The organism is Bacteroidota bacterium, assembly GCA_016183775.1.
Classification (GTDB): Bacteria; Bacteroidota; Bacteroidia; order JABDFU01; family JABDFU01; genus JABDFU01.
Map to the genome: position 1 here is coordinate 1 of JACPDY010000079.1, position 20,166 is coordinate 20,166.

At 38.5% G+C, this 20,166-nt stretch carries 17 protein-coding genes; 7 read left to right on the plus strand and 10 right to left on the minus strand.

Annotated elements, in window-relative coordinates; genetic code table 11:
• Nucleotides 1-418 precede the first annotated feature (418 nt).
• Nucleotides 419-1,969 carry a hypothetical protein gene (locus HYU69_09710; GenBank protein ID MBI2270613.1) on the plus strand — a complete coding sequence of 517 codons (1,551 nt, stop codon included), beginning with the start codon at nt 419-421 and terminating at the stop codon, nt 1,967-1,969.
• A gap of 118 nt (nt 1,970-2,087) precedes the next feature.
• Here HYU69_09710 and HYU69_09715 read toward each other — a convergent pair whose 3' ends face one another.
• Together HYU69_09715 and HYU69_09720 are read right to left on the minus strand one after the other, a co-directional pair.
• On the minus strand, nt 2,088-2,516 hold the full coding sequence (locus tag HYU69_09715) for an SET domain-containing protein (GenBank protein MBI2270614.1): 429 nt from the start codon (nt 2,514-2,516) through the stop codon (nt 2,088-2,090).
• A gap of 4 nt (nt 2,517-2,520) precedes the next feature.
• Complete coding sequence (locus HYU69_09720) at nt 2,521-2,961, minus strand: hypothetical protein (GenBank protein ID MBI2270615.1); 441 nt, start codon at nt 2,959-2,961, stop codon at nt 2,521-2,523.
• Nucleotides 2,962-3,119: 158 nt separating this feature from the next.
• Between HYU69_09720 and HYU69_09725 the strand changes: the two genes are divergently transcribed.
• The 6 genes from HYU69_09725 (at nt 3,120) to HYU69_09750 (ending at nt 11,629) form a co-directional block, all read left to right on the plus strand.
• Nucleotides 3,120-3,896: a TatD family hydrolase gene (locus HYU69_09725; protein MBI2270616.1), complete on the plus strand. Its 777-nt coding sequence runs from the start codon at nt 3,120-3,122 to the stop codon at nt 3,894-3,896.
• Between the two features lie 77 nt (nt 3,897-3,973).
• Nucleotides 3,974-5,008, plus strand: coding sequence for a type I asparaginase (locus HYU69_09730; protein ID MBI2270617.1), 1,035 nt, complete (start codon nt 3,974-3,976; stop codon nt 5,006-5,008).
• Nucleotides 5,009-5,046: 38 nt separating this feature from the next.
• On the plus strand, nt 5,047-7,008 hold the full coding sequence (locus HYU69_09735) for a hypothetical protein (protein ID MBI2270618.1): 1,962 nt from the start codon (nt 5,047-5,049) through the stop codon (nt 7,006-7,008).
• Nucleotides 7,009-7,091: 83 nt separating this feature from the next.
• Entirely contained in the window at nt 7,092-9,059 is a 1,968-nt protein-coding gene (locus HYU69_09740) for a tetratricopeptide repeat protein (GenBank protein MBI2270619.1), read from the plus strand.
• Between the two features lie 164 nt (nt 9,060-9,223).
• Entirely contained in the window at nt 9,224-10,078 is an 855-nt protein-coding gene (locus HYU69_09745; GenBank protein MBI2270620.1) for an SDR family oxidoreductase, read from the plus strand.
• Nucleotides 10,079-10,282: 204 nt separating this feature from the next.
• Complete coding sequence (locus HYU69_09750) at nt 10,283-11,629, plus strand: transposase (GenBank protein ID MBI2270621.1); 1,347 nt, start codon at nt 10,283-10,285, stop codon at nt 11,627-11,629.
• Between the two features lie 271 nt (nt 11,630-11,900).
• Here the strand turns inward: HYU69_09750 and HYU69_09755 are convergent, their stop codons facing one another.
• From HYU69_09755 to HYU69_09790, 8 genes are all read right to left on the minus strand, one after another.
• On the minus strand, nt 11,901-13,667 hold the full coding sequence (locus tag HYU69_09755; protein ID MBI2270622.1) for a hypothetical protein: 1,767 nt from the start codon (nt 13,665-13,667) through the stop codon (nt 11,901-11,903).
• A gap of 111 nt (nt 13,668-13,778) precedes the next feature.
• Nucleotides 13,779-14,543 carry an aspartyl/asparaginyl beta-hydroxylase domain-containing protein gene (locus HYU69_09760; protein MBI2270623.1) on the minus strand — a complete coding sequence of 255 codons (765 nt, stop codon included), beginning with the start codon at nt 14,541-14,543 and terminating at the stop codon, nt 13,779-13,781.
• A 55-nt stretch (nt 14,544-14,598) separates the two neighbouring features.
• The gene (locus tag HYU69_09765; protein MBI2270624.1) at nt 14,599-15,267 is read right to left on the minus strand and encodes a GNAT family N-acetyltransferase; all 669 of its coding nucleotides are present in this window, start codon (nt 15,265-15,267) and stop codon (nt 14,599-14,601) included.
• Nucleotides 15,264-15,995 carry a glycosyltransferase family 2 protein gene (locus HYU69_09770; protein ID MBI2270625.1) on the minus strand — a complete coding sequence of 244 codons (732 nt, stop codon included), beginning with the start codon at nt 15,993-15,995 and terminating at the stop codon, nt 15,264-15,266. The genes HYU69_09765 and HYU69_09770 overlap by 4 nt, the downstream gene beginning before the upstream one ends.
• 57 nt (nt 15,996-16,052) lie before the next feature.
• Nucleotides 16,053-16,802, minus strand: coding sequence for an SDR family oxidoreductase (locus HYU69_09775; protein ID MBI2270626.1), 750 nt, complete (start codon nt 16,800-16,802; stop codon nt 16,053-16,055).
• Nucleotides 16,803-16,814: 12 nt separating this feature from the next.
• The gene (locus tag HYU69_09780; protein ID MBI2270627.1) at nt 16,815-17,870 is read right to left on the minus strand and encodes a ketoacyl-ACP synthase III; all 1,056 of its coding nucleotides are present in this window, start codon (nt 17,868-17,870) and stop codon (nt 16,815-16,817) included.
• A gap of 117 nt (nt 17,871-17,987) precedes the next feature.
• A complete protein-coding gene (locus HYU69_09785; protein MBI2270628.1) occupies nt 17,988-18,818 on the minus strand; it encodes a class I SAM-dependent methyltransferase in 831 nt (276 codons plus the stop codon).
• Between the two features lie 14 nt (nt 18,819-18,832).
• On the minus strand, nt 18,833-20,149 hold the full coding sequence (locus HYU69_09790) for a cytochrome P450 (protein ID MBI2270629.1): 1,317 nt from the start codon (nt 20,147-20,149) through the stop codon (nt 18,833-18,835).
• Nucleotides 20,150-20,166: the final 17 nt, after the last annotated feature.

Below are 20,166 nucleotides of genomic sequence, written 5' to 3' on the forward strand. Positions count from 1 at the left end.
CATCTATACCGCAACCGGTTGTTACAACCTGTTTGAATTTTATTTCTTGCATTACGTTTCATGTTTTGCACGAAGTTAAATATTCATCCTCGGTTGGTGTGCTTCATTCTAGCTCATGACCATTTCATGTGTATATATTTTAGCTTTTAAAGATCACATCCTTGCCTGTCGGCAGACAGATTCTTAAAGATAAAGGAATTACAATTCTTTTCCAATTATACCCGCTTGAGTGATTTTGCAGCAGGGAAACGGGTCAATCGTACTGATGTTAACAGGCTCTGCTTTTTGTTTGCTCTGAAAATTCAATATGAACCAGTATATAGGTCAGGAATAAAATATAAAGATTGAAAAGGTGAAAAAACACAAATCATAATGTAAATTAGGGCCATTGTTTGAATAAAAATGTAAGTGTCGAGAAATGTCCAAAAAACTATATAATCTCATAAAATCATTAACTCCCAACGAAAAGGGTTATTTCAGAAAATTTTCATCGATGCACGTAGTTGGAAATGAGAATTTATACATGAAACTTTTTGATGCGCTTAATGAGATGGATGGCTATGACAAATCGCAGTTGCCTAAGCTTTTCAGAAAAAAGCGAATGGAGAATCAACTGCCAGCATATACAAATTATCTTTTTACAAATATTCTCGACGCGCTTAAAATATATCATGCCCGGAAGACACTGGAGGCGGAGATCAGGCATATGTTACTAGATGTGGAATTATTATTTGCAAAGAGGTTGTACCCCGAAGCCAGAAAAATACTGACAAAAGCACGGGGTAAAGCAACTCGCAGTGAGAACTTATTTCTGCTGGTTGAGATCATTAATTGGGAAGAGAAAATTGCCAAGAATGATCCTGATTCACAATTGCTGGAAAAGATCATTCATTCAAACCACGAAGAAAGGTTGAAAATCACTGATCAGCTTAAGGTGTCGTTGCAATACAAATGGCTCCACAGCAGAGTGATCTACCTCATACATAAGATCGGACAGCATATAAAAGGCAATGATGAATTGAGTAAACTGGAGGAGATCATGCTGCATCCTTTACTCAGGGATGAGAAAAGTGCGAAGACGTTGCATGATAAAAACACTTTTTATTATATACACGCACTATATCATTACATTAAGCGTGAGCAAGATATAAGGAAATCCATTGAATATACGCATAAGCGGAAAAAGTTAATGGAAGAGAATATTCAGTATGCTTCGCTGGATATGAATGCATATTTAAGCACATTTAATAACCTGATGAGTTCATATATGCAGATATTAGAGGTAAGCGAATATGATAAGTTGGTTGAGGATCTGAAAAAAATGCCTGAGCGATTTGGTAATAATATCAGTGAAAAACATGAAAATATGCGGAATGCGTATATTAACAGCGCGACTCTTGTTCGTTACTTTCTTACGGGGGAGTTTGAAAAAGGTCTGTCAGCTGTAAGAGGAAATGAAAAGACATGGGAAAATGTTCAGGCGAAGATCGGCAGGCTGGAAGTGTTGGTTTTTTATGACAATATGCGGTCACTTTCATTTGCTGCCGAGGATTTAAAAAGGGCCTTATTCTGGAATAATAGAATACTAAATGAAAGCGAAGCAGAGTTCAGATCTGACCTGTATTCGATTGCCATGATTTGGAATATTATAATTCACTATGATATGGAAAACTTTCAGCTGGTTGAATCACTTATAAGGTCGGTTATTCATGCCTTTGATGCTGATAACAGATCGCACCAATTTGAAAAGCTTTTTTTTAAAAGTATGAAGAAGATCATTGATGCAAAGGATGAAGAGCAGGTCAGGAAAGGCTTTTCTGCGTTTAAAAAAGACCTAATACTACTAAAGCGCCATACCGGCGAGATCATGGAATTGGATTGTATTTCCTACCTGGCCTGGTTGGATTCGCATATTGAGGATAGAAAATATTCAGAAGTCATTAAAAAGTATTTGCCGGTCCGTCCTTGAGATTTTTTTAATTATACCGAGGGACTTGATTTTAAGGATTTTGAAACCCGGCATATACGCTTCTACGCCAACCTGCCTGCCGATCAGGCAGGTTGCGGATGAAAAATCCTTAAATTGACTAAGAACCGGTATAACGCTTTTCTTTCTCAGCCATTTCCTTCTTCATCAGCTTCCAGTAATCTCCTGAATAGTCAACCAGTATTTCCGAGCCACGCGGAATATTTGTGGTAGCAATTATATGAGGTATACCTTTAACATTTGTGTATTCAGAGTTATTCCGGAGTCCTTTTCTTTTATTAAATCCTTCCGCGTCATTTGCATAACGTGCCAATTCCATCTGCCTGCGTTGGGCGTCAATACAATTTTTGGCTGAAACGTAATACAGGTAACGGGCGTTATTAATATTCTTGCCGTAACGTTTAAGACATTGTGCCCAGCTTAATTTTTCACCTTTGTATTCTACTACGAGGTCACCTTTTCGGATTAATGAAGTTGTAAAGAGACCTTTTCCGGCACGTGGTATTTTCGATTTTTTTACTATCAGCATAATATTATATTGTTGTTCCAAATTGTTTTAAATGATGAACAGCGTGTTTGTGTAAGAGCTGCACCCATTCGTTCAGATTTAAATCACCATAAAACGGATTTGTAACAGATTTGTTCTTATCCGGTGCGAACGCTTTGAACAGGTCATTTATTTCTGTCTCCAATTCGTTAAATGCTTTATCAATGGAAACGTTGCGTATTGCAGGTGGTTCATCAGCCATTAATGCGTTCTTAGTGTTTTCCCTGAAGGGTTTTTCAGTCATCAGGAAGGCTTTGTATTTGTCAAGAATATCAACCGGTGTATGCAGTTTTTGAGGGTCCTTGCCATTCGCGATGCGTATTGAATCGCTCATGTGTTCAACCATTTGCTGGAAATTCATTTTGCCCCAAAGAGGTTTTGTTGAAGGATCTATTTTTTTCAACAGAGGCAGGTATTTGCTTTTCAAAAAATCATGTTTCTCAGGAGTCATGGTGTCAGTTGTCAGTTGTCAGTTGTCAGTTGTCAGTTGTCAGTTGTCAGTTGTCAGTTGTCAGTTGTCAGTCGCAAATGTAATACAAAGTTGCTCTTCATTTGTCACAGCTTAAATTTATTTACTTTTACATTATGGTCTTAACGGATACACATACACATCTTTATGCGGGAGAATTTGATGAAGACCGGGGGGAAATGTTGAAACGTGCAATTGATAATGGTATAAACCGGTTATTCCTTCCTAATATTGATAGTGGGTCTGTTAAAGGAATGCTCACACTGGTTGAAAAATATCCGCAGAATTGCTTTCCGATGATGGGCCTGCATCCTTGTTCAGTGAAAGAAAACTATGAAACTGAGTTAAGGTTGGTTGAGAAGTGGTTGAGCGGGCCGGAAGTTAGATTTTATGCCGTTGGTGAGATAGGATTGGATCTGTACTGGGATGTAACATTTTTTGAGCAACAAAAGCAGGCGTTCCGTAAACAGATCGAACTGGCATTGCAATACCGCTTACCCATTGTGATCCACGTTCGTAAGGCTTTTAATGAAACAATTGAAATAGTAAGGGAGTATGCCGGGAAGGGATTGAAAGGAATTTTCCATTGCTTCTCGGGCACAATGGAGGAGGCTGAACGGGTAGTGTCATTGGGTGGCTTTAAGCTGGGAATAGGAGGAGTGGTTACCTTTAAAAACCGTGGATTGAATGAAGTAATACCGCATGTAGCATTGGAGCATTTGGTTTTGGAAACAGATTCTCCATACCTGGCGCCGGTTCCATACAGGGGTAAACGGAATGAAAGCGGATACCTTACAATTATTGCAGAAAAAGTAGCCGGATTAAAGAATTGTTCAATAGAGGAAGTGGCGGAGCAAACAACTAAAAATTCTATTGATATCTTTGGTGTATAGAAAAGGTTTCAAGTTACAGGTTTCAGGTTAAACGAAACGACTTGAAACCTGTAACTTGAAACCTGAAACCAGACGTTATGAAAAAACCTTCAATATTGCTTATCTATACCGGTGGAACAATCGGAATGATTGAAGATGTACGTTCCAAAAGCTTAAAGCCATTTGACTTTAAACATCTTACCAAACAAATACCGGAATTAAAAAAACTGAATATTGAGCTTTCGGCTATTGCTTTCGATAAACCGATCGATTCATCGGATATGAACCCTGATATTTGGGTAAAGCTGGCAAGGTTAATAGAAAAAAATTATTTCCGACATGATGGTTTTGTAGTGCTGCACGGTTCGGATACTATGGCGTATACAGCATCAGCACTTAGTTTCATGCTTGAGAATTTGAACAAGCCGGTTATTTTAACCGGCTCTCAATTGCCTTTAGGAATTATCCGGACCGATGGTAAGGAAAACTTAATAACCGCAATTGAAATAGCGGCCGAGCAGAAAAATGGGAAACCTGTTGTTCCCGAGGTATGTATTTATTTTGAATACCAGTTGTACAGGGGCAACCGTACACATAAGTACAACGCCGAACATTTCCAGGCTTTTCAAAGTGCCAATTACCCGATCTTAGCCGAAGCCGGTGTACATATTAAATTTAATCACAACGCCATTCAGAAGGTTAACAATAAAAAACTGATCGTTCATACCAGGTTTGATCCTAATATTGCCATTTTGAAAATATTTCCGGGGATCAGCAAAAATGTTGTTGAATCGGTTTTAGCCGCGAGGCAATTGAAGGCTGTTGTGCTGGAGACCTTTGGTGCCGGAAACGGTCCTACTGACAACTGGTTCGTGGAGCTTCTTAAAAAGGCTATCAATAAAGGGCTTGTCATTTACAATGTAACTCAATGTAATGCAGGAGCTGTTGAACAGGGAAAATATGAAACCAGTACCCAATTAAAAAAGATCGGGGTCATTGGTGGTTCCGATATTACCTATGAAGCGGCGATTGCTAAATTAATGTTTCTCCTCGGCCAAAATAGCTCACCCAAAGATGTTTCCCGCCTGTTATCATCCTCCCTCAGGGGTGAATTGTCGAATGCAGCAGGATAAAATATAAAAAGCCTATTTTTACCGGGAAAGAATTGCAAGTGAGCAAAAAAGAAAGTAAAAACAAATCCTCTGGTTTTTTTTCAGACAGATCATTGTCCAATAGAAGGATCTATATCTTTATTTTAGCTTTCTGTTTTTTACTTTATGGAAATTCAATTAAGAATGGATTTTCACTTGATGATGAATTCGTTTCTTATAACCATGAGCAGGTAAAAAAAGGTCTGGCTGGTATCCCCGAAATATTCACCTCTTACTATACCGCGGGTGCACACACACATAAATTATATGGATACCGACCCATTGCAAAGGCGACTTTCGCTATTGAATATGCCATATTCGGAGAGAATCCTCACGTCAGTCATTTTTTTAACATTATTATTTATGCATTGATCGGTGTCGTCATCTTTAAGTCCCTCAAAAAGTGGCTTGAAAAGTATAATGTTGTTTTACCCTTATTAATAACGATGCTTTTTCTTGCCCATCCTGTTCATTCTGAAGTTGTGGTATCAATAAAAAACCGGGAGGTATTGCTGGCTTTTCTTGGAAGTTTTATGATGTTTCACTTTGCGATCAGGTATATTGAATACAATAAAATAAGAGATATTATTTGGGCAAATTTTTTCGGAATCTTTGCATTTCTATCTAAGCCGGAAACAGCGCCAGCAATATTCTTTATTCCTTTTCTATCTTATTTTTTTACCAACGCGTCTGTGAAGAGAGGCATACTGGTACCTATGATCCCGTGGGCAATCACTGCTGGTTTCGTTACTATTCTTCATTTTTCAGGTGTTCCAATATTCGGTCGTGATGCAAGCATCATGGAGTATTATGATAATCCTTTATATTTTACAGGGGATTGGCAAATTCGATTTGGCGTTGCGTTTAATTCCTTATTCTATTACCTGCGTATGCTTATTATTCATTATCCGTTGGTTTATTTTTATGGTTATAATACGATCCCGGTTGAGAGCTTCTTTAGTTTTGGTCCGATTTTATCATTTATGATTTACCTGGGCATGGGTATTTTTGCTTTGTGGAATTTAAAGAGAAGGCATCTTCCCGCATTGGGAATTACCTGGTACCTGATACATATTGCGCTGTTTGCCAATATTGTTGTGCCGGCGGCCGGAATTGTTGCTGAGCGGTTTGTGTTCGCAGGATCATTCGGATTTTGCATTGTGGCGGCCTACTATTTATTGAAGATCTCAAAAGTAAAATTTGAGACACAGTCAAAAGGACTTGCGATGAATTCTACATTGGCACTAGTTTCCGGTGTTATTTTTTTGCTGTTTGCAGGTCAAACAATTGCACGGAATAACGATTGGAAGGATAAGCTTACTTTATTTCGTCACGATATCCAACACCTTGACAATTCGGTGAAGGCTCACGAAATACTTGCCACTTCTCTTATGAATGAACGCAATTATGCAAAGACAGAAGAGGAACGCTGGCAGTTAACTGAAGAAGCTTCGTTTCATTACAAGAGGGCATTGGAGATCTATCCGGATTTCGCAATGGCTAATAATAATTTGGGCATCATATACGCAAACCTTTATAATGATTGTGAAAAGGCTATACCTCTTTATTTAAAGGCAATACAAGTTGATAGCAGTTTTGGAGAGGCTATGATCAATCTGGGTTTTTGTTATTCCCGTAACGCAAAAGCGGATGATGCGATAAAGATGTTGGAAGAGGGGATACGGGTAGGGAAGGAGAAATTTATAAGATCTTACACTACCCTGATTGCTTTGTATTTTGAGAAAAATGAAATTGAGAAGGCTAACAAGTTATTTCAGGAAGCTGTGAACTATTTCCCGGATTCGGAATTGCCTTATGTAGAAATGGGGAATCAATTTATCGCAAGGCGGGATTCACTCATGGCTGTAAAATATTTTGAAGGAGCTGTCAGGATCAAACCAGATCCCCGGTTAGTTGATCTTGTATCCAATTATTATAAAAAGGGCGATACACTCCGTATAAATAATCTTCCGGCTAAATAGATCAGCCGTGAGTTTGTTGGGAATATATTTGTTCATTTAAACATGTAGTGTAAAAAGCTTATTTTTACTAAAATGAATTGTAAGTGAGCAAAAAGGTAAGCGCAGCCAGATCATCTGTTTCATCTTCAAGCGGGAGGATTACCGACAAAAGAATCTACTTTTATATTTTTGCGTTTTGTTTCATCCTTTACGGAAATACAATTAAAAACGGATTCTCGCTCGACGATGAGTATGTTTCACGTAACCACGACCAGATAAAGAAGGGGTTCGGCGGCATCCCGGAGATCCTTTCGACATATTATACCGCCGGATCAAATACAACTCATTTATACGGGTATCGTCCGATCACAAAAGTTACTTATGCAATTGAGTACGCTCTTTTTGGAGAGAATCCTCACATCAGCCATTTTTTTAATATTATTATTTATGCTCTGATCGGTGTAGTTCTTTTCCGATTGCTTAAACAATGGCTTAAGAATTATAATATTGTTTTACCTGTTTTAATAACGTTCTTGTTTCTCGGGCATCCTATTCATACGGAAGTGGTTGCATCAATAAAAAACAGGGATGTACTGTTGAGTTTCATCGGTAGCATTCTGATGATCCGTTATATATTGAAATATCTTGAGTTCAATGCTATCGGTGACCTTGTATGGGCAATGTTCTTTGCTATTTTTGCTTATCTTTCAAAGCCGGAAACTCCACCCTCCGTCTTCATCATTCCGTTTATAGTTTACTTTTTTACCGACTTTTCTATCAAGAAAAGTCTATGGATGGTTGTGTTTTTTATTAGTTTAGGATTTTTGGTTCATTTTCTAATGAGCTGGAATCTTCCTGCCTGGGAAAGGCCGGATAAGAATATGGAGTTTCATGATAATCCCTTGTTTTATATTAAAGATTGGAATATAAAACTTGGTCTTGCTTTTAATTCTTTGTTCTTCTATCTGCGGATGCTCATCATACATTATCCATTACTTTATTTTTATGGATACAACACTATTCCTGTTGAGAGTATTTTTAGTTTTATGCCAATTCTGTCTTTGTTATTGTACCTGGGCATGGCAGTGTTCGCTTTCATGAATATTAAAAGCAAGAATGTTGCCGCCTTCGGAATTATATGGTACCTGCTTTATGTTTCACTGATCGCTAATATCTTAACCCCTGCTGCAGGTATTGTTGCCGAACGATTTATTTTCGCCGGATCGTTTGGATTTTGTATTGTATTTGCATATGTTTTGTTGAAGGTATCGAAGGTAAATTTTGAATCGGTCTCAAAAAAGATCTCAGGTAATCCAACGCTGGTGATTCTTACCGGTGTAGTTTTCTTGTGGTTTACCGGACAAACAATTTCGCGTAACAATGACTGGAAAGATCAGCTTACGCTTTTTCGTCATGATATTAAGTACCTGGATAATTCAGTAAAGGCGCATGAAACGCTTGGAGCTGTATTGATGAAGGAAAGTAATTTCGCCGGCAGTGAGGAAGAGCGTGCCCGCATTGTCGCCGAAGCAATAGAGCATTACAAGCGTACGCTGGAGATATACCCGGACTTTGCAATGGGAGCTAATAACCTCGGTACTTTTTATGCAAATCTATATAACGATTGTGAGAAGGCCATTCCGCTTTTTATAAAGGCGATACAGGTAGACACCGCTTTTGGTGAAGCAATGATTAATCTGGGTTTGTGTTATACCCGGCAATCAAAGACAGATGACGCGATAAGGATGCTTGCTAACGGGATAAGAATTGACCGGGGTAAATTTATGATATCATATACCACTCTCATGTCATTATATTTTAAAAAGAATGATTTTGAAAATGCCCGAAAGGTTTTTGATGAAGCAGTAAAGTTTTTTCCGTCTTCCGAAGTTCCTTACAGGGAGATGGGAAATCAATACATGGAGAAAAGAGATACTGCAGAAGCTATAAGGTACTTTATACCTTCCTTAAGGTTAAAGGCCGATCCACAACTAAGCAATTCTATTTCCGCTTATTTTTATATGAAAGGAGATACGCTCAGGGGTAAAGAGTTTAAAGTGAATGTAAATTAAAGAAACGACAACAGTTAGAACTATACCTTTTCTGTTTCATAAGTAGTACTTTTTCTAAAGTTGATCGGCTTCATTCAGGATGAATCCGGAATTGCTATTCCAGGTTGCTACAGTTTGCCATTAAAAGATAAGGTAATATTCTGATAAAATATACAGCAGGAAAAATGAATTCAAATAATTCTTTACGAATTTTCAAAGGGGCTGTTGCCATAATTACGGGCGGGGCTTCGGGTATTGGTAAAGCTTTGTCAATTGAATTATCAAAGAATGGTTGTGAAGTTGTTATAGCGGATATTCAGGATAATCCGGCGCAGGAACTTGTTGCTTTGATTCGCGCGGCAGGCGGCAAGGCCGTGACAAAGAAAATTGATGTAAGGGATTTAAATGCGTTAAAGCAGCTCGTTGAAGAGACTGTTCAACGTACGGGTCGGCTGGATTATCTGTTCAATAACGCGGGGGTTTTTGTTTTTGGTGAAATGAGCCGGATTAAAATGGAAGATATTAATCTGATGATGGATATAAATTTTAAGGGCGTTGTCAATGGCATTCAGGCCGCCTACCCTGTGATGCTTAAACAAAAATATGGACAGATAATAAATACCGCATCATACGTAGGTTTAATTCCGGAGATGTATTGCGCGATTTACGCGGCAACCAAGCATGGAATAGTTGGATTGTCAAAATCTCTTCGTGAGGAAGCGGCAGTTCATGGAATTCGTGTCAATGTATTATGTCCCGGAATAATAGAAACGCCATTGATATACGGAAGTGGAGCGAATAAGAATTATTTTGAAATTCCGGACACTGAATTAGAGGAGATATTTAAAAAAATTAAGCCCATTGACGCAGGCTTATTTGCGAGAAAGGCATTGAAGCAAATAGCCAGGAACAAAGCGATCATTGTCATCCCTTCGTTTTATAAAGTAAGGATCTTGCTGTATAACCTGTTTCCCGGCGTATATAATTATATCTTAAGAATGGCTTACAGAAAGTTCAATAGAGAACGTGCTTTACATTAAACAGAGGCATTCAACCCTTTCAGGGTTGGATAATGACTTATGTTATTTTTTTTCTCCGGTTTCACCGGTGGTTATTTATATTCAAGCCCTTCAGGCTTAACTTGGGTGCCCCCGAAAATCTCAACGCCAATATTCACAATGGTTTGGTGATAAGTGGCATGTAAAAAAGCCCCACAATGGCAAAGAATTTGCACAAAGTGGGGCGTGAATCGCACCACAAATTTACTATTTTCCGATAAAGAATTGCTTGATAAAAGTTTTTTGCAAACCGATTTGGGTAAACTTTATTTAGCCATTCCTTTTGACGAAATATCGAAAAAAATTCCTCCGACCCCTAATGAGCAAAGCTTAATGGGGTGCAAACCATGGTTTGATATAAAAGGAGGTATAGCCCTGATGTTTTTGAAGCATTACTTGAGTATGAGTGATGCCATGCTCATTGACAGGATCAATACTGATTGGAGCATGCAACAATTTTGCGGCATATCACTAAAACCCTTTGAGCGAATTCTGGATAGAAACCTACCCAGTAGCTGGCGGGTTTATTTTGGGAATCATTTAGATATTGAAGAGCTTCAAAAGGTTTTAGCCAGCTATTGGAAGCCATATATGGAAGATACCCGGGTCGGGTCACAGGATGCGACTTGTTATGAGAGCCATATTACCTATCCAACGGATATAAAACTGCTGTGGGATTGCTGTGAGAAACAGTATGTATTTATTCAGCTTCAACGCGAAAAGCTATGTCTGCGTAAAAGCCGAAGCAATTATAAAAAGCACCTGCTACTGTTTACAGATTATCAGAAAAAGCGCAAGAAGACAAAGCGCCAGGAAAGACGCATAAGGAAAAAACTTTTAAAATTCTTATTCCGTTTAATGGAAGGCTGGAACGCATTGAACAACAAATACCCGATCACTCTCTCTGCCCGAAAAGCCAAGATGTTGGAGACAATAAAGAAAGTATATGTTCAACAACATAAAAAAGCATACGGAGAAAAAGGAGCGACAATCGAAGATCGCATCGTATCCTTGAGTAAACCCTATATCCGTCCCATTGTCAGAGGCAAGGAAGTAAAACCAGTTGAGTTTGGTGCCAAAGTAAACAAACTAATGGTTGGCGGTATTGGTTTTATTGAACACCTCAGTTTTGATGCTTTTAATGAGAACACGCATTACCAGAACGGCATATATCTTCAGCGAAAATTGTTTGGCAAATGCACACATCATAGCGCTGACGCTATTTACGCAACTAACAAAAACAGAAAATACGCCAGCAGTCAAAAAATACAAACCAATTTTATTCCCAAAGGGAAACAACTACAGCAATACACTTCCCAAGCTGATCAAATGCGAAAAATACTTAACAAATACCGCTCAACAGTATTAGAAGGGAGTTTTGGCAATGAAAAAAATCACTACTTGCTCAATCGTATCAAAGCAAAGACAGAGCAAACAGAAAAGTGCTGGATATTTTTTGGTATGATGACTGCTAATGCTTCGATCATTGCAAATCGGATCGAAGAAAAACAAAAACTCGCCAGAGCAGCATAGTAATCAACTGTTCATTAACAAAATCGTACACCAAAATAACGTTGCATTAAAAAACTATTGCCTGAAAAGTGAAAATCCAACCAGTATCAACAAAAAAGCTCTGGTTGTTAACAATCGGAGCTTTTTGACACTAATGTTTTTATTGGATTTTATTGAAGGGGGGAGATTACAGGAAATCCCTAACTTAATGACATTGATTTATGATATAACCCTTAAATGCACCTATGCGGAAATTTATCCCGCTCGAAGTATAAGTACGATAACATAAAACTTATTTGCCGGAGGACGCTTTTTGAAATACATACTCGTTTATAACCAGTAAATCAATTCCGCTGGTTGAAAACACCGCAGCCATGTCACTTACTGAATCAACAATTGGTTTCCCCATTACGTTAAAACTGGTGTTCAGCAAAGCAGGCACATTTGTAAGTTTGTAAAATTCATTAATGAGATTATAAAAGTGCAGGTTACCTGTTTTTGTAACGGTTTGAAGTCGGCCGGTATTGTCAATATGATTAACTGCTTTTAGCTCACTTCTTTTACTTTCTTTTATTTGAAGTACCCTTTCCATGTATGGAGTCGGGTGATAATTTTCAAAGTACTCAGATGCTTTCTCTTCTAAAATGGCTGGCGCGAATGGGCGGAATTCCTCTCTATACTTAATAGTTGCATTTATTTTATCTTTCATTTCACCGAGGCCGGGGTGAGCTAAAATAGACCTGTTGCCAAGCGCCCTGGGTCCGAATTCCGCTTTGCCCTGTACCCAGGCAACGATTTTTCCGTTTTGTAATTCTTTGGCTATATAAGGATAGAGGTCTTTGTATTCCATTTTTTTTACTTCATGACCGGAGTAGTTTACCATTTTTAAAATATCCTCTTCCCCGATCTTAAAACCAAGGTATGGGTCAGCCTGGTGTAATGGAATTTGTTTAAGCGGATTATGTTTTTTAAAATTTAAAAATGCCGCGCCTGCGCTGCAGCCATCATCAGCTGGCGCAGAGGGAATATATACGTTTTTAAATGGAGTAGCAGTGTGTATCTTCCCATTGAATGCGGAGTTTAATGCGCATCCGCCGGCAAGAATAAGATTTTCTCCCGGCCATTTTAAATAAATGGCGTTCAGCATTTGGGTAACAAGTGTTTCGTAATATAATTGAGCTGTAAATGCGATGTCATACCTTGTCAACCCTTCATATTTATTTTCCTGTATTTTGTTTCTTATCTGAAATACTTTTCTTGCATTTTTGGGTTCCAAATGAAAGCCGGAGACATATATCCACTCTGTAAGATCATTATACAGTTCATCATGTTTTTTACCGTATGGAGCCATACCCATTACTTTCCATTCTTCTCCTCCTATTAGATTGAAGCCGCAGAGGTATGTCATGTAACCATAATAATCACCTAATGATGCTCTCGATCTGTTTCTGAATACTTCCTTGATACTTTGTTCATTTGCTTTATAAATGGAACAGCTTTTCCCATTGTCGCCACCCCCGTCTAAAACAAATATTATTGCTTCATTGAAAGGAGAAGTAAAATAACTGTATGCGGCATGACACAAATGATGATCAAAATGTTTCAATGTTTTATAGGGCAATTTGTAACGTATATTCTGTACAAAACGAAATGCCGAACCGGCCATTGTGAGCGTGCCATAATGTGATGCTACCTGGTAGTTTACTACACTTGCGAATTCATCACCATCGAATTTTAAAATCCGTCCGATCCATTTTACTATGCGTATATATTTGCGTAAAAAGTAAACCCAGGTGGCCAACAGTGGAAACCTGATCAGGTGTTCAAAGGCTTTCCAGTTTATAGCGATTTCGTAATCACTCATCGGGTATTGACTGAGTAGCTTTTCAATAAAAAAAAGATTATCAGCCGCCGAACTGAGCCCCATTTTATTTTGGATGAACCGTTCTGTTGCTTCAGCGAATATCAATTTTCCATCCGCATCAACGAGGGCTATCGCCGGGTCGTGATAGCCGGAGGATAATCCGATATAATATTTAGCAGGACTATTTTTGCTCATGAATTGGTTGATCTAACTACTACGCCCATTACTTGATTGACATTTAAACCTTTGAAAGCATTGTAAAATAAAACTTTTGTTAAATAAACCTTGCCTGCCTGCTGCCGGTTGTCACATAAGTTTTGTAGTACTCCGTAGCTCAGCTAATTTATTTTTTACCGGTAAAGCGGTTATAAACGCGACCTGCGCTAATTTGTGAAAAATAAACAATAACCACAAAGGAAGTCGTTTTATTTTCAGCTTTTCTGAAAGATAGAACAAGCTGAGTTGTGCAAGGACTCCGCTGCAAACATATAATTTTTTATTAGTGAATTCAGGTTTCAAAATGTCGAATAGAAAAATAAAACGCTTACGATCGGTATGGTTAAAAGCACTGTGTTCATGCGCGTCACAGAAAAGCAAAACTTTACCGTTTTCCCAGTTTCTGGTTTCGGTACCCACCTTAAGACCGCATTCCGGCAGTTTCCCCGGAACGTTCAGGCCCATATGACAGCGTATGATAGCATTCGTATCACCATAATGAGGTGAAATGCTGGTGTGTGGTTCAAGCACGGAAAACGAAGCACTAACCAGGTTGGGTATTTTTTCAATAAGTTTTGCAGTTTTTGGAAATGAACGTAAGTTTCCAGGAACTTTAATGCTCCAAAAGAGAAAGTTCAATGTTTTCCAATCTCCTTTTTCAACAAGCGCTTTATGAAAGTAGGGGGAAAGCCCGGCGGATCTGGCAGCAATGAATTGATCGAATTCTTCAAGGATTGTTTGCCAGTTTTCTTCAAGAGATTTAACCCAATTAAATTCATCATTTGAATAGAAATAAGGCTCATTGCCAATATATTGATGGTCTTTATTGTAAATTGAAAAAGAAAGTTTTGCCATCGTAAGTATAAATGATCGATTAACGTGAGTCGCTGGTACGCTCCGTCCTTGTCAATTATTTGAATTCTTCTTTAAAAAAGCGATCAAATTTTTTCTGTAAATAGTCAGGGTATCCTGCATATAATTTTTTTCTGGCTTCTTCACTTACTGTACTGAAATCAAAATCTCCTTCTGATAATTCTTTAAAGTCTTTGGTTATTTTAATTATTGCTTTCCTGATCTTCTCAGTTTTTGAGTAGAAGACCTCTTTTGTAAGTGAATAGGTCACTTTTTCTTCATCCGGGAATTCTTCATATACGCTGTATCCCATTTCAGTCACATAATTAATAACCTGTTTGTTTTTTTGTCTTACTGTTGCAAACACTTTTCTCATCTCCGAGAAATTAAAACCGAGATCACCAAAAATAATGGATGCAAGTACCGGCACAAATGAATTCAGGTATTGTTTATCCCAAATGAAAATTCCTGTTTCTGTGGTCCTTTCTTCATAATTGTCGTTCTTGCAGAATATCATCCCGATCTTTTTCTCCTTATACTCAATTATATAATAATGATTATAAATATTATTGATAGAGTTGAACCATTTTTTTTGCATCTCAGGGGTAATAATATCCTGGTAAAACATAAACTGGCGAACTTCCGCTGAATTACGGTGTATCCTGACCAGTTCAATATCTTCTTCGGTAAGTCTTCTTAAAAGCACCCCATATTTGCGAATGATCATAATAGTTCTTCTTTAATTAAAAATGGAGGTCTTTCGGGCTGCGATCTCAGAGGGAGTTTAAAAAATAATATGGCAGCATGGCACCATGATGAAAATAGTTTTAATAATGAATAACCTGATCTTCCATAAGCCCGTTTCACCATTTTTACCTTAACAAAATTAATCTTATTGGTGTATTTATATGCAATTTGATCGATATTAACGTAATAATACTGATGTTTACGGATATTGTCGGCCAATGACCTTCTTATCAGCCGGAATGAAGACCATTCACCATACTGCCTCATTATTTTTTTGGATACCAGCTTCAAAAAATTGCTTGAAATTTTCCGGAATAGGGGAAGATAATTATCATCAATTCCATAAACCATATCCGCCTGGTTCTCACCCATAGCTTCGATCAACTTAGGTATCTCTTCAGGAGGATGCTGAAGGTCATCGTCCATTGTGATCACTATTTCGCCGCTAGATTGGCAAAGGCCGCATAAGGTAGCGTTATGCTGTCCAAAGTTGGCTGTTAATCGGATGATCTTTATAAGCGCAGAATTATTGGATTTTATTTTTTTCAGAATCGTCCAACTGCTGTCAACGGAATGATCATCTACAAAAATGATCTCAAAAGGCAACGCGGATTGCTGCAGAATTTTATTTAACCGTGTAAAAAATTCTTCAAGTGTATCTTCACTATTATAAACCGGAACGATAACCGAAAATTTTGTGTCAGCCATTTTATGTGAAAAGCAATCTGGTTAATATACTCAAGTTGAGTCAGCCGCATCATTTTTTCAATAATCTCCCGCTGATAATCCCCCATCTACAATGAGGTTGGTGCCGGTGATCCATTTGGAAGCATCGGAAAGAAGAAAAATGATGGCATTGGCAATATCAACAGGTTCGCCAAAACCCAACGGATATTTCTTTTCGTGTAAAGCCATCGTTTCTTTACTTACCATTTGCTCTGCGCTATTGAAAAGTTCCGTTTTTACCATTGAAGCGTTGATCGTGTTCGCGCGGATCTTTTGCGCAGCACACTCAAGAGCGAGTACCTTTGTGAATACATCGACGCCTGCTTTGCTTCCGCAGTATAATGCTCCACCCAGATGTCCGAACCGGCTGGAGATGGAAGACATAAATACGATTGAGCTGCCTTTGCGCATTTTTTTTGATCTGAGAAGCTTACTCGTTAACAGAACGGGTGCTGTGTAGTTTATGCCGAACATTTCGTCCAGATGCTTTTCTGTAATGAACTTTATCGGAAGCGGACGTACAATCCCCGCGCTATGAACAATTCCATTCAACTCCGGCATTTCAGAGATCAATGCATTAAGTTCTTCTTCTTTTGTGAGGTCGGCAATGATCATTTGGTGGCCTTTTCCCTCCAGCTGATCAAATGTTTGTTGAAGGTTTTGTTTATTTCTGGCAGTTATGACCAGCCGTGCTCCCAATTTGCTGCTACTGATGGCAGCCTGTCTGCCAATTCCGGAAGAGGCTCCGCATACAAGTATTTTTTTATCGTTCAGTGAAAAGCTGTTCATTTATGATCTGTGTTAAATTTCCAATACAGGTAAAGTAATGATCTTATTTGTTTTTACAGATACCGCGCCCCAGGAGAGCCCAACACCGAAACCGGCACATACAATAGATAATGGTTTGCTGCTTATCTCGTTTCTCAACTCGGAAATGATGGTGAGAGGGATGGAAGCGGAACTTGTATTCCCATATTTTTTAATGGAGTGAGGAACTTTTTCCGGCGCAATGCCTAATTTTTTTCTGATGGTTTCATTGATAAGCAAATTAGCCTGGTGAAATATGAAATAGTCATAATCTTTTTCCGTAGTATGTGTATCCTTAAATAAAGTATGGATTAGCGAAGGAACTGTAGTCAGGGAAAAGTTAAACACATCAATACCATTAAGCGCCAAATTAAGACTGCGTCGGGTGATTCCGTCGCTTATTTTTTGCAGGACCAGGGAGTCTTCCGTGATCCGGTTCCTGCTGCCACCATCCGGAACTATGATCGCGTTAAAACCGCTGCCATCACTGTTAAGATTGAAATTCATAGGAGCCGCATTTTTATCTGATTCCAAAGCAGTAACGGTTCCGGCATCTCCAAACAGGGGATAAGTACTTTTGTCTTCTTTTGAGCAAATGATGGATGAAACATCACCAGCCATCAATAACCCTTTTTTAATACCCGAACTATTCATCAGGCCTGCAATTATAGACAAACCGTAAACAAACCCGGAACAGCCAAGTCCGACATCGAATGCCAGGCAGCTCTTAGGCAGACCGAGCCTGTCCTGCAAAATAACGGCAGTAGCCGGCAAATAATAGTCACCTGATTGGGATACAAAAACAAGCAGGGAAATATCTTCCCGTTTCCAGTTCAACTCATTCAATAATTTATCTGTGGCCTCAAAACACAGATCAGAAGTGGCCATTCCTGCGGGGACAATCCTTCTTGTCTCCACACCTATGGTTTTTATCAGCATTTTCCGGTCTTTCTCAGGGATAAGATCACAATCCCAGTTGCTTTCCGAATTTTTTGGAACTGCAGCGGCCATGCCAGCGATTCTTACACCTGAGATTGAAAATGAGGCCATGGTTAGTTATTGGTTGTTAGTTGTCTGTTGTTGGATGGATTCCAACAGCCGACAACAGTTCCAAACATATTCAAATCTACAAAAGAAGAAGCAAGGGCCCAAGGATTGGAAGGATAATCATGGTTTTATGCAAACAATCAGGCAGCTGCCTCCAAAGGGAATACGCTCTTGTTTCCTTATCTTAACTAATTCCCAGTTGAGAATTGGCTTTAAAAATTTATCAAGTAAAGGGCTTTTTTTGTATTCGCTTTTTGGTTTATCGTGAATTGTCTGCTTTTTCTTCATTTTAAATAAAGAGGGGAGGGTTCTGAACAAAAAAATGGGTATTGGTAAAAAAGAGAAAAAATAAGTTTTATAGATAACTTTTAATCCTGAATCTTCCAGTTTTTTTTGAATTGTTTCGAGTGTATACCTTCTGAAATGGCCTGCATAAACATCTTCAGCTGACCACAAAGACGGGTAAGCAGGTACCGTAATAAATGCTTTACCTCCGGGTTTAAGATAAAAAAATAGTTGATGTAGAAATTTTTCGTCTTTTTCAATGTGTTCTATTACATCAAAGAGACCTATGTTTGGCAATGTATTTTCTCGGAAATTGGCATCCACGAGGGAGGAACACACCAGGTTTTTCAGTCCTCTTTTTTTTGCGTTGGCAATGCCTTGTCTGCCTGGTTCAACTAAGTATGTTTCAACACCTTCTTTTCCGAGTGCGGCTGAAACATAACCATTGCCGCCACCAATATCAAAAAATGCTTCATCAGTTGAGATGTGCTGCTTTACAGTTTCAACAATGCAGTTGTTTCTGTGTGTGAACCAAAAGAAATCATTATTCTCTAATTCAAAACAATTGTCATTTGCGTTTTCAGGATAGGATATTTGCGTGTGGGATTTCGAATACCATATGTCATCTCTGTATTCAATATTTCCTGCAATTTGTGTTAAGTCCATTTGTGGGATAGGTGTCACATTTTTTTTATTCCCATCGTTAATGGTTCCTTGGGTCGAAGTGTAATTAAAGGACTTAATTTCAATTGTCCCGATGATACCGGTTGTAATTTAAATTTTTGAGCGATCATTATTAATGAGGTAACCATACTCATGAATGCAAAATTATTGCCAATGCAGGTTCTGGGGCCTCCACCGAATGGGAAGTATATAAAATTGTTATTCAGATTTCTGTCCTTGAAACGTTCGGGGTTAAATACTTCAGGCTGCTCCCAGAATTTACCGCTTCTATGCATTACATAAGGAGAGAAGACAATAGCATCTCCCCGGCTGATCTTCAGATCGTCAATGCTATCATCCTGTATTGCGCTTCTGGAGATATACCAAACAGGGGGATACAGGCGCATGGATTCATTTATGATCTGATTCGTATAAGGTAAGTTTTTGAAATCTTCCGGAGATGGTGGTCTTCCATTGAGGAATTTGATTTCATTATAAAATTTATCAAGCACATTCGGATGGCCGTAAAGTAAATACAGTACAAAGGTTAAAGCGCTGGATGTGGTTTCCATACCTGTAAACAAAAGGGTCATAACTTCATCCAATAATTGTTTAGGCTCTATCTTTTGTTTTGTGTCGGCATACTCGGCATTCATCAGCATATCGAGAAGGTCGAAATGCGCGTCTTGTTTTTTCTTTCGTGATCCAATGATATCTGAAATAATACCTGACAATAATTCGGCATTTTTTTTCAACGATCGCAGATCCGGGATGCCTGAGACAGAGCCTAAAACACTTACCATGCTGGCAGCGGTTTCCTCTATTAAGGCGGCAGTAATAGTTTTGATTTTTTCCTCAATATTCTTCATGTCGTCGCTGAAAATAGTTTTTAGAATGATATCAAGATTCAATTCAACTATTTCAGAATATACATCTTCAATGACTGCGCTTTGTTTTGCTTCCCATTTTTGAAGGAGAGTCGCAGTACTGGCGATCATTTGTTTTGAAAAAGCAGCGAGGTGTTGCTTGTGAAAAAGCGGTTGAATAAGTCTTCTTTGTTTAAGCCATGATTCACCTTCGTTGGTGAGTAATCCTTTCCCAATAGAGATCTTGAGTACATCAAACTCTTTGCCTTTTAAATAATTGGCCGGATTTGTTTGTAAAGCATGTTTGGTCAGGTCGGGTGAGATCAGGTGGACAATATTCGCCTGTCCAACCTTAAACTGTGTAAAATTTAAATTTTTTTCGGAATCTTTTTGCAGAAAACTTAATGCAAAGCGGTTGACTGCAGCGGCCTTTTCGGTTTTTTTTTTATCAGGGATAGTAATGGCCATTTGTTAAGAAATGGTTT